This window comes from Streptomyces sp. enrichment culture (genome assembly GCF_964273255.1).
GTDB lineage: Bacteria > Actinomycetota > Actinomycetes > Streptomycetales > Streptomycetaceae > Streptomyces.
In genome coordinates, this window is sequence record NZ_OZ186835.1 from 6416797 (window position 1) to 6429945 (window position 13149).

Annotated in this window: 13 protein-coding genes; 4 read left to right on the top strand and 9 right to left on the bottom strand. The window is 72.6% G+C overall.

The features are described 5' to 3' along the window. Positions 1-5: 5 nt before the first annotated feature. From ACSU53_RS28045 to ACSU53_RS28055, 3 genes are all read left to right on the top strand, one after another. Positions 6-224, top strand: coding sequence for an EF-hand domain-containing protein (locus ACSU53_RS28045; protein ID WP_437032188.1), 219 nt, complete (start codon positions 6-8; stop codon positions 222-224). A 349-nt stretch (positions 225-573) separates the two neighbouring features. Beyond that, positions 574-1638: a right-handed parallel beta-helix repeat-containing protein gene (locus ACSU53_RS28050; RefSeq protein ID WP_437032190.1), complete on the top strand. Its 1065-nt coding sequence runs from the start codon at positions 574-576 to the stop codon at positions 1636-1638. 62 nt (positions 1639-1700) lie between these two features. Further along, a complete protein-coding gene (locus ACSU53_RS28055; RefSeq protein WP_437032192.1) occupies positions 1701-2726 on the top strand; it encodes a methyltransferase in 1026 nt (341 codons plus the stop codon). Positions 2727-2912: 186 nt separating this feature from the next. Here the strand turns inward: ACSU53_RS28055 and ACSU53_RS28060 are convergent, their stop codons facing one another. The 7 genes from ACSU53_RS28060 to ACSU53_RS28090 all read right to left on the bottom strand — a co-directional run bounded on the left by ACSU53_RS28060 (position 2913) and on the right by ACSU53_RS28090 (position 8275). Continuing rightward, a complete protein-coding gene (locus tag ACSU53_RS28060; protein ID WP_362100571.1) occupies positions 2913-3245 on the bottom strand; it encodes a TcmI family type II polyketide cyclase in 333 nt (110 codons plus the stop codon). Positions 3246-3301: 56 nt separating this feature from the next. Continuing rightward, entirely contained in the window at positions 3302-3784 is a 483-nt protein-coding gene (locus ACSU53_RS28065) for an SRPBCC family protein (protein WP_437032194.1), read from the bottom strand. Between the two features lie 2 nt (positions 3785-3786). Beyond that, on the bottom strand, positions 3787-4047 hold the full coding sequence (locus ACSU53_RS28070; RefSeq protein ID WP_437032196.1) for an acyl carrier protein: 261 nt from the start codon (positions 4045-4047) through the stop codon (positions 3787-3789). 26 nt (positions 4048-4073) lie between these two features. Further along, a complete protein-coding gene (locus tag ACSU53_RS28075) occupies positions 4074-5357 on the bottom strand; it encodes a ketosynthase chain-length factor (RefSeq protein ID WP_437032198.1) in 1284 nt (427 codons plus the stop codon). Next, positions 5354-6622 carry a beta-ketoacyl-[acyl-carrier-protein] synthase family protein gene (locus ACSU53_RS28080; protein ID WP_437032200.1) on the bottom strand — a complete coding sequence of 423 codons (1269 nt, stop codon included), beginning with the start codon at positions 6620-6622 and terminating at the stop codon, positions 5354-5356. The genes ACSU53_RS28075 and ACSU53_RS28080 overlap by 4 nt, the downstream gene beginning before the upstream one ends. Next, on the bottom strand, positions 6619-7086 hold the full coding sequence (locus ACSU53_RS28085) for a cupin domain-containing protein (RefSeq protein WP_437032202.1): 468 nt from the start codon (positions 7084-7086) through the stop codon (positions 6619-6621). Before ACSU53_RS28085 ends, ACSU53_RS28080 begins: the two co-directional genes overlap by 4 nt. A gap of 67 nt (positions 7087-7153) precedes the next feature. Then, on the bottom strand, positions 7154-8275 hold the full coding sequence (locus tag ACSU53_RS28090; protein WP_437032204.1) for a SchA/CurD-like domain-containing protein: 1122 nt from the start codon (positions 8273-8275) through the stop codon (positions 7154-7156). Positions 8276-8574: 299 nt separating this feature from the next. Between ACSU53_RS28090 and ACSU53_RS28095 the strand changes: the two genes are divergently transcribed. Then, positions 8575-10233, top strand: coding sequence for an FAD-dependent oxidoreductase (locus tag ACSU53_RS28095; RefSeq protein ID WP_437032206.1), 1659 nt, complete (start codon positions 8575-8577; stop codon positions 10231-10233). A gap of 23 nt (positions 10234-10256) precedes the next feature. Here the strand turns inward: ACSU53_RS28095 and ACSU53_RS28100 are convergent, their stop codons facing one another. Continuing rightward, positions 10257-11228, bottom strand: a complete 972-nt coding sequence (locus ACSU53_RS28100; protein WP_437032208.1) for a hypothetical protein — start codon at positions 11226-11228, stop codon at positions 10257-10259. Positions 11229-11636: 408 nt separating this feature from the next. After that, complete coding sequence (locus ACSU53_RS28105) at positions 11637-13082, bottom strand: glyceraldehyde-3-phosphate dehydrogenase (protein ID WP_437032210.1); 1446 nt, start codon at positions 13080-13082, stop codon at positions 11637-11639. Positions 13083-13149 lie beyond the last annotated feature (67 nt).

Below are 13149 nucleotides of genomic sequence, written 5' to 3' on the forward strand. Positions count from 1 at the left end.
AACACATGGCGGACATCGTGGAGACGGCGGCGCGCACGGTCTTCGAGCGCTACGACCTGGACGGGGACGGCCAGGTCACCCCGGAGGAGTACCGGCAGGTCGTGGCCGAGCTGGAGGGCTCCCACATCACCGAGGCGCAGGCCCGCGAACTGATCGGCTCGCTGGACACCGACGGCGACGGCCGGATGTCCTTCGAGGAGTTCTGGGCGGCCATGAACCGCTGACCCCGCCCCCGCCCCCGGGCCCGGCACGCACCGGCGTGCCCGGCCGCGGGTGCCGTCGGGAGTCCGGCGCCGCTCGAGCACGGCGGGTACCGCGCCGGGCCTTCGCGGGCGGGGGAGAGGACCGGGACCCGGCCGGGCCGCCGTCGGCGCGTCCGCGCCGGACCGCACCGGCTCCCCGGCGCGGTCACGGCCCCGGGCAGCCGCCGCACCTCCCGGCCGTGTCCCATCCCCGGTGCCCGGCCGCCCCCCTGACGGGCCGTCGCCTCCCATTCCGCCGGCACACCGCACGCCGAGCCCACCTGGACGATCACCGGTGGCGGGGCGGTACCCCCGCTCATAGCTTCGGCACATGACCAAACGACACCTCACCTACCTCGCCTGCACCGCGGCGATCGTGGGTACCGGCCTGGCCGCCGCACCGTCCGCACCGTCCGCGGACCACCGCTCCGTGCACCGGGTGAACCCCGGTGAATCCATCCAGAAGGCCGTCGACGCGGCCGAGCCCGGCGACACCGTCCTCGTCGCGCCCGGCACCTACAAGGAGAGCGTCCGCATCACCGTCCCGGACCTCACCCTGCGCGGTTCCGGCGCGGGGCGCACCGTCCTGGTCCCCGGCACGGGCAAGGACGCCTGCGCCACGGCCGGCAACGGCGTCTGCGTCACCGGTACCGACGACAAGCCCCTCGAGGACGTCTCCGTACGGTCCCTGACCCTGCGCGGGTTCGAGAAGAACGGCCTGTGGGCCACCCGCACCGAAGGGTTCGAGGTGCGCGACGTGACCGCCGAGAAGAACGGCCAGTGGGGCATCGCCCAGGAGCGCTCGGTGCGCAGCGTGATCAGCCACAACGTGGCCGAGGACAACGGCGACGCCGGACTGTTCGTGTCCAACACCATCGACACCGAGGAGGGCGCCCGGGACGCCGACGGCACGGTGGTCCGCCACAACCGCGTGTCCGGCAACCGCATCGGCGTCACCGTGCGCCGCCTGCGCAACCTGAGCGTCGAACGCAACGAGGCCACCGGCAACTGTGCCGCCGTGTTCGTCGTGGGCGACGAGTCCACGCCCCGGGCCGGCGCCCTGAGCGTCACCCGGAACCACATCCACGCCAACAACAAGCACTGCGCGGCGACCCCCCGGCTGCCCTTCCTCCAGGGTTCCGGCATCGTCCTCACCGGCGCCGAGGACACGGTGGTGGCCCGCAACCGCGTCGAGGACAACCGGGGCACCTCCCCGCTCTCCGGCGGCATCGTGCTGTTCAAGAGCTTCGTCGGCGCCGTCAACGAGCGCAACGACATCCGCGACAACCTGGTGACCGGCAACAGCCCGGCCGACCTCGCCAACCGCGACACGGCCACCACCAACACGTTCCGCGGCAACACCTGCACCCTCTCCGAGCCCGCCGGACTGTGCTGACCCCGGCCCCGCCCGACCCGCACACCCCCCACACCCCAGCACCATCAGAAGCGAGGCAACGGATGACCACCGTTGATCCGGCTCCCCCGCCGCCCATGCGGCTGAGGGAGCTCGTCTTTGGCGCGGCCTGCGCCGCCGCCGTCCGCGCCGCCGTCCGCCTCGGCGTGCCGGACGCGCTGGACGACACCCCCCTGACCGTCGACGACCTGGCGGAGGCGGTCAAGGCCCCGCCGCACACCCTGCGCCGCCTGCTGCGCGCGCTGACCTGCCAGGGCGTCTTCACCGAACGGCCCGACGGCACCTTCGCGCACACGGACATGTCCCGCCTGCTGCGCGAGGACGACCCGCACAGCCTGCGCTACATCGCCCTGTGGTGCACGGAGCCGTGGACCTGGAACGTCTGGCCGCAGCTCGACGAGGCCGTGCGCTCCGGGCACAACGTCTTCGAGGACGTCTACGGCGAGGAGTTCTTCACCCACCTCAACACCTCGGCCCCCGAGTCCGCGCACGTCTTCAACCGCGCCATGACGACGTCCAGCGAGCAGTCCGCGCGGGACGTCGCCCGGCTCCTCGACCTGAGCGGCGCGGCCTCCGTCGCGGACATCGGCGGCGGCCAGGGCCACGTCCTGGCCAGCCTCCTGGAGAAGCACCCCCACCTGCACGGCACCCTGCTGGACCTGCCGGGCGTCGTGGACAACGCCGACCCGCGGCTGCGCGAGGGCGGCGCCCTGGCCGGCCGGGCGACGGTCGTGCCCGGCGACTGCCGCGAGGACATCCCCGTCCAGGCGGACGTGTACATCATCAAGAACGTCCTGGAGTGGGACGACGACAGCACCCGCAGGGCGCTGGCCAACGTCCGCCGAGCGGCGCGGCCCGGGGCCCGGGTCGTCGTCATCGAGAACCTCGTCGACGACACCCCCTCCATGCGGTTCACCACCGCCATGGACCTGCTGCTGCTCCTCAACGTCGGCGGTGCCAAGCACACCCGGCAGAGCATGACCGACCGCCTGACCGACGCCGGCCTCGTCATCGACGACGTCAGCCCGGTCAACGCCTACCTGCACGCCTTCGACTGCACCGTCCCCTAGGTCCTCCGTCCGCACCGGGCCGGACCCCGCTCCCCGGTCCGGTCCGGTCCGCACGAGAGGTCCCTGCCGCACGAGAGGTCCCGGGCGCACGACTGGCCCCGGACGACCGGTCCGGCCGCACCCGGCCCGCACCGAGGCCGCCGGCCCCGCGACGAACGCGGAACCGGCGGCCTCGGTGTGTTCCCCTTAGGAGCCGCCGCGCTCCCAGTGGTAGAAGCACTGCGCCATGGCGTCCTTCGGGCCGCGCCAGGTGGCCGGGTCGTACGGGCTGACGTACGCCTCCAGCTGTTCGCTGATGCTGCGGAACTCCGGGTGCCCGGCCACCTTCGCGATGGCGGGCGCCGGGTCCTGCTCGGACTCGATGAGGTGCAGGTACACGTCGTCGCCGAACCGGAACAGCCGCCGCCGGCTCACCCCGACCAGGTGGGGGAGTTCCCCCCGGTCGGAGGCGGCGAACACATCGGCGATCTTCGACTCCGACCCGGGAGCCATCCGGGCGACGATCAGGGCGTGGTGCATCGGTGGTGTCCTTCCTGGACCTCGGGCCTTCCCGGACCTTCCCGGACCGGTGTCTCTCAGCGGGTGGAGGCGACGGACGCGTCGTCCCGCTCGCGGGCGGCCTGCTCGATCCGGTCCCGGATGAGCGCCATCTGCGTACGCGAGTTGCGGTTGATGTTGTCCGTCATCCACGCGTCGTCGACGGGGGCGTCGGGCTTCATCGCGAAGTCCTGCGTCCAGCGCATCTGCACCCCGCCCGGCACGTCCGCGTACTCCCACAGGATGTCCATGTGGGCGAACGGGCCGGTCTCGACGCGGCGGGCCCGCACCGTCCGCGTGGCGCGGTCCGGGGTGCGCTCGGACACCCAGCTCCAGACCTTGCCGTTGTCGTCCGGGTGCATGGTCAGGCGGAACCGGGTGGTGTCGCCCTCCCGCGCGAGCACCTCGACGGAGGCGTACTCGCTGAACAGATCCGGCCAGTTCTCCAGGTCGTTGGTCATCTCCCAGACGAGGTCGAAGGGAGCGTCGATGGTGATGCTGTTCTCGGTGTGTCCGGCCACGGTCAGGCTCCAGCCTTGAGGGTGTTGTTGACGAGGTCGAGGAACTCCCGGGGCGTCTTGCAGCGCTCCGAGTCCGGCGGCAGCGACCGGCCGTACCGGTTCTCCAGCTCGCCGACGATGCCGAGCAGGCCCAGCGAGTCCAGACCGAAGGAGTCGAAGGGGGACTCCGCGGCCTGCCTCAGCTCCTGCGGTTCGACGGTGATGCCGGCCGCCTTCTTCATCAGGGCGGCCAGTTCGTCGAAGGTCACTTCGGTGGTGATCATGCTGTCTGCTCCTTCCCCGCCCGGACCTACCGGGCGGACTCGCCACCGCGGCGCACGACCAGCGCCGCGTTGGAACCCATCAGTCCCCTGCTGAGGACCAGGGCGGTGCGCAGCTCGGCCGGGCGGGCCCGCGACGTCACCAGGTCGAGGCCGTGGCAGCCGGCGGTCACGTTGGGGGTCGGCGGCACCTGGCCGTGCTCCAGGGCGAGCACCGCGGCCACCGTGTCCAGCACCGGCGCCGCACAGTGCGCCCGCCCGTAACCGGTCTTGGGAGCCGTGACGGGGACCCGCGTGCCGTGCGCGCCGAGGGCGTCGGTGATCGCCAGGGCCTCGGCACGGTCCGCCTCGGGCACGCCCATCGCGTCGGCGAACACCACGTCGACGTCCTCGGGAGCGCAGCCCGCCTCCGCCAGGGCACCCTCGATCGCCCGGGCCAGGCCCGCGCGGGAGTCCGCCCAGCGCGACGCCCCCGTGAAGGTGGCCGCGTGCCCGGCCAGGGTGGCCCGCACGGCGGCGCCCCGCTGACGGGCCTGCTCCTCGTCCTCGACGACGAGCAGGGCACCGCCCTCGGCGGGCACGAAACCGCACGCGTCCTCGGTGAACGGGAGGTAGGCCCGGTCGGGCTCCTCGACGGTGCTCAGTTCGGGGTAGCCGAGCTGGCACACCATCGAGTAGGGGGCGAGGGGCGCCTCGGCGGCGCCCACCAGCATCGTGCCGGTGCCCCGCCGCACGTCACGCGTGGCGTGCGCGAGGGCGTCCAGCCCGCCGGCCTCGTCGCTGGCCACCACACCGCAGGGCCCCTTGAAGCCGCCGCGGATGGAGATCTGGCCGGTGCTCGCCGCGTAGAACCAGGCGATCGACTGGTAGGGCCCGACGAACTTGGGGCCCTGGCCCCAGAGTTTCTGCAGCTCCCGCTGGCCGAACTCGCCGCCGCCGGAACCGGCGGCGGTGACCACCCCCACGCCGAACGGCTCCGCGGGGTCACCGCTGCCGAGCCCGGCGTCGTCGAGGGCGAGGGCGGCCGCCGCCATCGCGAAGTGGCTGAACCGGTCGGTCTGCACGAGGAACCGGTCCTCGATCAGGGCCGCCGCGTCGAAGGCGCGGACCTCGCCGGCCACCCGCAGCGGCAGGTGGTCGCAGCCCTCACGGGTGATCCGGTCCAGCACGACGACGCCCTCGCTGACGGCCTTCCAGAAGGCGTCGGTGCGCATCCCGTTGGGCGCGACCACACCGATGCCGGTGACGGCCGCGTTCCGGGCACGCCGGCTGCGCCGTGCGGGCTGTGTGCGCTGTGTGCGCTGTGTGCTCATCGGGTCCTCCCGCCCGGCCCGGTCAGCAGCACCGCGGACTGGAAGCCGCCGAACCCGCTGCCCACGGAGAGCACGTTGTCCAGCTTCCGCGGGCGGGCGGTGCGCGGCACGTAGTCCAGGTCGCACTCCGGGTCGGGGGTCTCGTAGTTCGCCGTCGGCGGCACCACCTGGTGCTTGAGCGCCAGGACGCAGGCGACCACCTCGATCGCGCCGATCGCGCCGAGGGAGTGCCCCACCATGGACTTGATGGAGCTCATGGGCGTGTCGTGGGCGTGCGCGCCCAGCGACCGCTTCACCGCCGCCGTCTCGTGCCGGTCGTTCTGGCGGGTGCCGGATCCGTGCGCGTTGACGTAGTCGATCCGGGTGGGATCGATCCGGGCCTGCTCCAGCGTGCTGTCGATGGCCCGCGCCATCTCCAGGCCCTCACTGGTCAGCCCGGTCATGTGGTAGGCGTTGCCGAAGGTGGCGTACCCGCCGATCTCGCACAGGATCTCCGCGCCGCGGGCCCTGGCGTGCTCGTACTCCTCCAGGACGAGCACCGCGGCGCCCTCGCCCATGACGAACCCGTCGCGACGGGCGTCGAAGGGCCGGGAGGCGTGCGCGGGATCGTCGTTGTTGGGCGACGTCGCCTTGATGGCGTCGAAGCACGCCATGGTGATCGGGGATATCGGGGAGTCGGACGCCCCCGCGATGCAGACGTCCGCGCGGCCCTCGGCGACGGTGTGGAAGCCGTAGCCGACCGCGTCGAGCCCGGAGGTGCAGCCGGTGGAGACCGTCTGCACGGGGCCCCGCGCGCCGAAACGTTCGGCGACGACCGAGGCGAGGGTGCTGGGCTGGAACGCCAGGTGCAGCTTCGGATCGGCCGCCCGGTGGTCGACGTCCCAGCGGCTGCCGTGCTCGCTGACCCGGACGTAGTCGTGCTCCAGCCGGGTGGTGCCGCCGACCGCGCTGCCGAGACTGACCGCGGTGCGCCAGGGGTCGGCGGGGGAGGAGTCGAGCCCGGCCTCCCGCACCGCCTCGTCGGCCGCGACCGCCGCGAACTGGATGTAGCGGTCCGCGTGCTGGCACAGGTCCGGGTCGAGGCCGTGCTCGAAGGGATCGAAGTCGCACTCGGCGGCTATGCGGGAGCGCAGTCCCGCCGGGTCGAACAGGGTGATGCCGCGGGTGGCGGTGCGGCCGGCTGCGAGGAGGTCCCAGAACGCCGTCGTCCCGGTACCCCCGGGAGCGACCACACCGATACCGGTGACGGCCACTCGCCGGGTCATTTTATGGCCCCACTGGGCTCGGACGGCCGTCCGTGCTGGGGCCCGCCGACCGTGAGCTGCGGTCCGGCCTCGTCGGAGACGTTCTCCTCGGTGTCGACGTGGCCCAGGCTCGGGTGCGGGGCCAGCGGACCCAGGTGGAACACCATGCGGGCCTCCTCGTCGCCGACGTTGCGGAAGCGGTGCCGCATGTCGACGGGGATCAGCAGGCCCTGCTCGGCGCGCAGCGCGAACGGCTCGCCGTCCAGGTCCACTTCGAGGGCGCCGCTGACGACGTACACGAACTCCTCGGAGTACGGGTGGTAGTGCTCGCCGATGCGCTCACCGGGCTTGATGATGGCCAGTCCCATGAAGCCGCTGGTGGAGCCCACCGTGGCGGGGGTGAGGAGGGTCCTGAGGTCACCGCCGCGCCGGCGGTTGGGTTCCGTCTCGCTCAGGTCCACGATGCGTGGATGCTGCTTGGACATGATGAGTACCTCCGGTTGGGGCGGTGACGCCGGGGCGTCGACGGCCCGGCGTCACCGCGGTTGACCGTCAGGAAGCCGCCGGGCTGCGGTCGGTGACCGGCATCATGTCGGCGTGCGACAGGAGCCGGTTGAGGGTGCGCTCCGAGTCCAGGGAGCCCTCCACGCCGATCGCGACGCCGTCCAGCAGCCGCTCCAGTTCGGCGGCCTTGCCGGCGCCCTTGATGCCGAGGGCGGCGTGCAGGTCGAGGTCGAGGTCGCCGGTGACGTCGACCAGGCGGACCACGATGTCGTCGCGCTGGAAGACGGTGCTCGCGTACACCGGGCCCGACGGGTCGTCGGCCGCGGCCTCGTCCTGGTGGGCGAGGAAGCGGGCGAGGTCCGTGCCGCGGCCGGTGACGGCCGGGTAGAACAGCATGTGCCGCCGCAGACCGGCGGGTTCGGGGCCGGCGGACACCACGTGGTGCACGGCCGGGAGGGCGGCGCGGGTGAAGAACACCCGGGCGGAGTCGGGGTCGGTGAGGTCCCGTTCCTGCTCCAGGTACGGGTCCAGGGCCTGCTCGACCGCCCGCACCCCGGGCTGCTTCGCCACGTGCCGCAGCGCGGCCAGCAGGTCGCCCTCCACCTCCACGGCCCGCACGACCCGGTTGCCGTGCATGAACAGGGAGGTGCGGCGCAGCCGGGTGGTCTCGTCGACCTGGGCCTCGGGGGACTCGTACCCGGCCAGCAGCTCGGCGACCTTCGACTCGGAGCCCGGCTTCACGGTGAACGTCAGGGCGTGGCGGGCCACTCCGTCGCCCACGCGGGCGGCGGTCTGCAGGCCGGCCGCCGCACCGCCGTCCGACGGCTGGTCGCGGTGGGTCTCGCGCAGGACGGTGTAGCGCATCGAGCGGGTGTCGCGGACGCAGCTGTGCATCGGCCGGACGGTCTCGACGTGCTCCTCGCTGTTCACCCAGGCGAGGAACGGCGGGGCGCTCTCCCACTCGCTGGTGATGAGCCACTGCGAGGGGTTCTCGATGGACTGGCAGAGCTGGTCACTGATGTGACCGGGGACGGAGGCGACCTTGCTCCGCATGTGCTCGTACGCGTCGAGGAACTGCTGCTGCGCTCCCTCGTACAGGTCGAGCAGCAGGATCACCCGCAGCCTGGAGCCGTCGAAGGCGGACTGCGATATGCGTCCCGACGTGGTCATCCGGCACACCTCTCCTCTTCTTCGCGGAAGTCATTCGCGGAAGTCATTCACGGAAGTCATTCGCGGAAGTTCTTCGCGGACGTTCTTCTCGGGGGCAGGAACGACCGCCTGTCCGAAGGGGGCCGGGGTCGCCATGCCTCGATGGTCGACGCGGCCCCCGGAGGGCGCGAGCGACACGGTGCACCCGGGTGAACCGCGCGCCAACCGGGTGCCGCGGCGACGCGCGGCCCCGTCCACCGGGCATGAAAGGGGCGTCCCTTTCCGCAGCCCCGCGCGGGCGATGCTGGAGGCGCTTCGTCATGAACCGAATCGAAGAGGCCGGCGAGGTCGGGCACCGCACGCCCGTCCTCGTCGTCGGCGGCTCGCTCGTGGGCCTGTCCACGTCCTTGTTCCTGGGACGCCTCGGCGTCCCCCACACCCTGGTCGAACGGCACGCCGGAACGTCCGTGCACCCGCGCGGGCGCGGCAACAACGTCCGCACCATGGAACTGTTCCGGACCGCCGGGATCGAGGAGCGGATCAAGCGGGCCGCGACGGTGCTGGCGGACAACCACGGCATCCTGCAGACGCCGAGCCTGACGAGCGACGCGGGCGAGTGGCTGTTCCGCGAGATCGACCCCGGCGGCGGCCTGGCCCGCTTCAGCCCCACCGGCTGGTGCCTGTGCAGCCAGAACGACGTCGAACCCGTGCTGGTGGAAGCGGCCCGCGAACTCGGCGGCGACCTGCGCTTCCACACGGAGCTGATGAGCTTCGACCAGGACGCCGACGGGGTCACCGCCCGGGTCAAGAGCCGGGACACCGGCGAGCACACCACCATCCGGGCGGACTACCTCGTCGCCGCCGACGGTCCGCGCAGCCCCGTCCGGGAGCGGCTCGGCATCGCCCACAACGGCCCCGGCGACCTGTTCCACAACGTCAGCATCACCTTCACCTCCCGCGACCTCGCCGACGTGGTGGGGGACCAGCGGTTCATCGTCTGCTACCTGACCGGTGAGGACGGCGACGGGGCCCTGCTGCCGGTGGACAACCGCGAGCGCTGGGTCTTCCACGCCCCCTGGCACCCCGAACACGGCGAGACACTGGAGGAGTTCACCGACGAGCGGTGCACCGCCCACATCCGGCGGGCCGTCGGCGTACCCGACCTGGACGTCAACATCACCGCCCGCGCCGCCTGGCACGCCGCCGAGCGGGTCGCCGAACGGTACGCCGACGGCCGGGTGTTCCTCGCCGGCGACTCCGCACACGAGATGTCCCCGACCGGCGCCTTCGGCTCCAACACCGGTATCCAGGACGCCCACAACCTGGCCTGGAAGCTGGCCGCGGTGCTCGGCGGCTGGGCCGGGCCCGGGCTGCTGGACTCCTACGACGCCGAGCGCCGCCCCGTCGCCGAGGCCACCAGCGCCCGCGCCTCCTCACGCTCCGTCGAGCACAGCCACCCCGGCTACACCCCCGCCGAGCAGGCCGGCGGGCCCGGCGGACGCAAGGGCGGCATCCTCAACGTGGCCCTGGCCTACCGCTACCCGCACGGCGCGGTCGTCGGCGCCGACCCCGCCGCGCCCGTCGTCCCCGACGGGGTGCGGCTGACCGGCGAGCCCGGCAGCCGCGCCCCGCACCTGTGGCTGGAGCGGGACGGCGCGCGCCTGTCCACGCTGGACCTGTACGAGCGCACGCCCGTGCTGCTGAGCGCCGCGGGCTCCGGCTGTCCCTGGCACGCGGCCGCGGACCGGGTGGCGCGGCGCCTGTCCGTGCCGCTCACCTCGTACCGGGTGGGCGACGGGCCGGACACCGACCTGCGCCCGGCGGACGGCGCGGACTGGGCGGCGGCGCACGGCATCACCCCCGGCGGCGCGGTCCTGGTGCGCCCCGACGGCTTCGTCGCCTGGCGCTCCGAGGGCCCGGTCGCGGATCCCGAGGCGGAGCTGCGCGAGGTCGTCGGGACGGTCTTCGACCGGCACTGACCACGGACGGCGGCCGGGCGGCGTCAGCTTCCCCCGATGCCTCCCTGCCGCCCCCGCTCGGCCTTGGCCTGGTGCTGCTCGAACCGCTGCACCGCGGGCCCGTCGACGTCCCACGGCCACGGGGTGACCGTCCCCTGGAGCACCTGGAAGACGTGGTACGCGTCGGCGGCCCGTCCAGCCGCGCACAGCGCGTACGCCAGCACGTTCAGATCGGCCTGGGCCGCCGCGTGCTGGAAGAAGCCCGGTTTGGCCCACAGCCCGGCGGCCTGTTCGAGGGCCGCCGCGATCTGCCCGCCGTCCCACAGCTGGCCCGCGGTCATCGCCCGCACCCCGCCCTGCGCCAGCAGTCCCTGGTACTGGCGGACGGCGGCCGTGATCTCGATCGCCGCGCACGGCGCGTTGGCGGGGATGCGGGTGCGCACGACGTCGATGAAGTCCAGCACGGACGCGCTCGAACCGCCCTCCTCCGGCGAGAGGTAGGCGAGCATCTGCACGTACGCCTCGCGGTGCCAGCGGTCGCGGGCGGTGGCCTCCCGCCAGATGGCGTTGACGTCGTTCTGCGCGTACCGCTCGACCCGGGCCAGGCCGAGCAGGACCACCCAGGGCGTCGGGTCGGCGGGGTCGATCTCGGCGGCCCGGTGGCACTGGTGCACCAGCTGGGCGGCGTCCTCCACCCGCCGGTCGCGCAGGCCGCGCACCAGGCCGACCCAGGAGTGGAACACCAGCGCGTCGGCACTGTCCGGCTCCCGGTCCAGCCACGCGGAGGCGAGCCCGGTCCCGGCCGCCGCCTCGGCCAGGACGGACGCGCGGTGGCTGCGGCGGTCCCAGTCGTCGCCCGCCTCCCGGAGCAGCGTGGCGACGACCGTCACCTCCGGCGCCCGGCCCCCACCGACACCTCGCTTGTTCAACTGCTTCAGACCACGCGCCAGATCGGCGTCGTCGAGGGCGGGAACGATACGGGGACGTCTGCTGGTGCGACTGCTGAAGAGGGACATGCACGCAGCGTAGGAAGTGTTTCGCACTCGGCAAGCGTTACCGGGTGATCGTTACCGATCTGGACCCAGAGGTTCGCTGACCGTCACCGATGGGGGTGGAGCGATTCCGTCCGGACCGGTGACGATCACCCGGTACCGGGCGCGACGGCGCGGAGCGGCGCCGTCGCCCGGAAGGCCGCCCGCCGCACCCCGTACCGGGGGAGCCGCCGCAGTGGCCGGCCGGGGCGGCGGGGGCTGCCGGGGTCAGGGCGGCGGCGGGCCGGGTGACCGCCCAGGGAGGTGAAGCGGCCGCCGGCGGGCGGCTCCTGAGACGCGAGAAGCAGACGGTGCGCACCCCGGCGGGGCGTGGCCCTGGGGCCCGTCCCGCACCTGGGGTGCGCACCGAGGGGATCGGCGGAACGTCCGGCGTCAGACCGCCGGTGCCGGGTAGGTCGGGTACTCCACGCCCGAGACGTGCTGGACGACCCGGACGACCTGGCAGGAGTAGCCGAACTCGTTGTCGTACCAGAGGTAGAGGATCGCGTTGTCGTCCTCCACCTTCAGGGCGCCGGCGTCGACGATGGACGCGTGACGCGAGCCGATGAAGTCGCTGGAGACCGCGTCGGGGGCGCTGATGAAGTCGATCTGGCGCTTCAGCGGCGAGGTGAGCGACACGTTGCGCAGGTAGTCCAGGACCTCCTGGCGGTCGGTGGCCCGGCCCAGGCGCAGGTTCAGGATGGCGATGGAGACGTCGGGCACCGGGACGCGGATGGAGCTTCCGGTGATGCGCGCCTTGAGGTCCGGCAGCGCCTTGGCGACGGCCGACGCGGCACCGGTCTCGGTGATCACCATGTTCATCGGCGCGGAGCGGCCGCGACGGTCGGACTTGTGGTAATTGTCCAGCAGGTTCTGGTCGTTGGTGAACGAGTGGACGGTCTCCACGTGCCCGCTGAGCACGCCGTACTCGTCTGCCATCGCCTTCAGCGGCGGCACGATGGCGTTGGTGGTGCAGGAGGCGCAGGACAGGATCTGCTCGTCCGGCTTCAGGGTGTCGTGGTTGACGCCGTGCACGATGTTGGGCACGTCGCCCTTGCCGGGCGCGGTCAGGACGACCTTGTCGATGCCGGGGCGCAGGTGCTGCGAAAGGCCCTCACGGTCACGCCACTTGCCGGTGTTGTCGATCAGGATGGCGTTCTTGATGCCGTACGCCGTGTAGTCGACCTGTGAGGGGTCGTTCGCGTAGATCACCTTGATGCTGTTGCCGTTGGCGACGATCGTGCTGTTCGCCTCGTCCACGGTGATGGTGCCCTGGAACTGCCCGTGCACGGAGTCGCGGCGCAGCAGCGAGGCGCGCTTGACGAGGTCCTGCTCGCCGCCCTGGCGGACGACGATGGCGCGCAGCATCAGGCCGTTGCCGGAGCCGGACTTCTCGATCAGCAGCCGGGCGAGGAGCCGGCCGATGCGGCCGAAGCCGTAGAGGACCACGTCGCGCGGCTCGCGGCGGTCGATCTTGTTGGCGCCGGTCGCGCCCGCCACCGCCTCGGCGGTGAACTCGGCCACCGACAGGCCGCGGTCGTCCGCCCGGTACGTCGCGGCCAGCATGCCGATGTCGATCTGGGACGGGCCGAGGTCGAGCGCGGTCAGGGCCTTCAGGAACGGCAGCGTCTCGGTGACGGAGAGTTCCTCGCCGGCGATCTGCCGGGCGAAGCGGTGGGTCTTGAGGATGCTGACCACCGACTTGTTCACCAAGGAGCGGCTGTGCAGCAGGACGGTGACGTCCCGCTCGCGGTGCAGCTTCCCGATGATCGGGATCATCGACTCCGCGATCTCCTCGCGGTGTTGCCAGGCGGTGAACGAGTCTTCGTTGACAGTCACAGGATCATCTTTCGAGCTAGACGGCGCTCATATGATAGCCACGTGTTTCAGGGGAGCGGCAGGGGGT

Bases quoted from the DNA above. Each gene is read 5' to 3' on its own strand.
- ACSU53_RS28070 (WP_437032196.1), bottom strand. From the start codon at position 4,047: ATGATCACCACCGAAGTGACCTTCGACGAACTGGCCGCCCTGATGAAG.
- ACSU53_RS28100 (WP_437032208.1), bottom strand. From the start codon at position 11,228: ATGTCCCTCTTCAGCAGTCGCACCAGCAGACGTCCCCGTATCGTTCCC.
- ACSU53_RS28050 (WP_437032190.1), top strand. From the start codon at position 574: ATGACCAAACGACACCTCACCTACCTCGCCTGCACCGCGGCGATCGTG.
- ACSU53_RS28045 (WP_437032188.1), top strand. From the start codon at position 6: ATGGCGGACATCGTGGAGACGGCGGCGCGCACGGTCTTCGAGCGCTAC.
- ACSU53_RS28060 (WP_362100571.1), bottom strand. From the start codon at position 3,245: ATGCACCACGCCCTGATCGTCGCCCGGATGGCTCCCGGGTCGGAGTCG.
- ACSU53_RS28085 (WP_437032202.1), bottom strand. From the start codon at position 7,086: ATGTCCAAGCAGCATCCACGCATCGTGGACCTGAGCGAGACGGAACCC.
- ACSU53_RS28090 (WP_437032204.1), bottom strand. From the start codon at position 8,275: ATGACCACGTCGGGACGCATATCGCAGTCCGCCTTCGACGGCTCCAGG.
- ACSU53_RS28080 (WP_437032200.1), bottom strand. From the start codon at position 6,622: ATGACCCGGCGAGTGGCCGTCACCGGTATCGGTGTGGTCGCTCCCGGG.
- ACSU53_RS28075 (WP_437032198.1), bottom strand. From the start codon at position 5,357: ATGAGCACACAGCGCACACAGCGCACACAGCCCGCACGGCGCAGCCGG.
- ACSU53_RS28095 (WP_437032206.1), top strand. From the start codon at position 8,575: ATGAACCGAATCGAAGAGGCCGGCGAGGTCGGGCACCGCACGCCCGTC.
- ACSU53_RS28055 (WP_437032192.1), top strand. From the start codon at position 1,701: ATGACCACCGTTGATCCGGCTCCCCCGCCGCCCATGCGGCTGAGGGAG.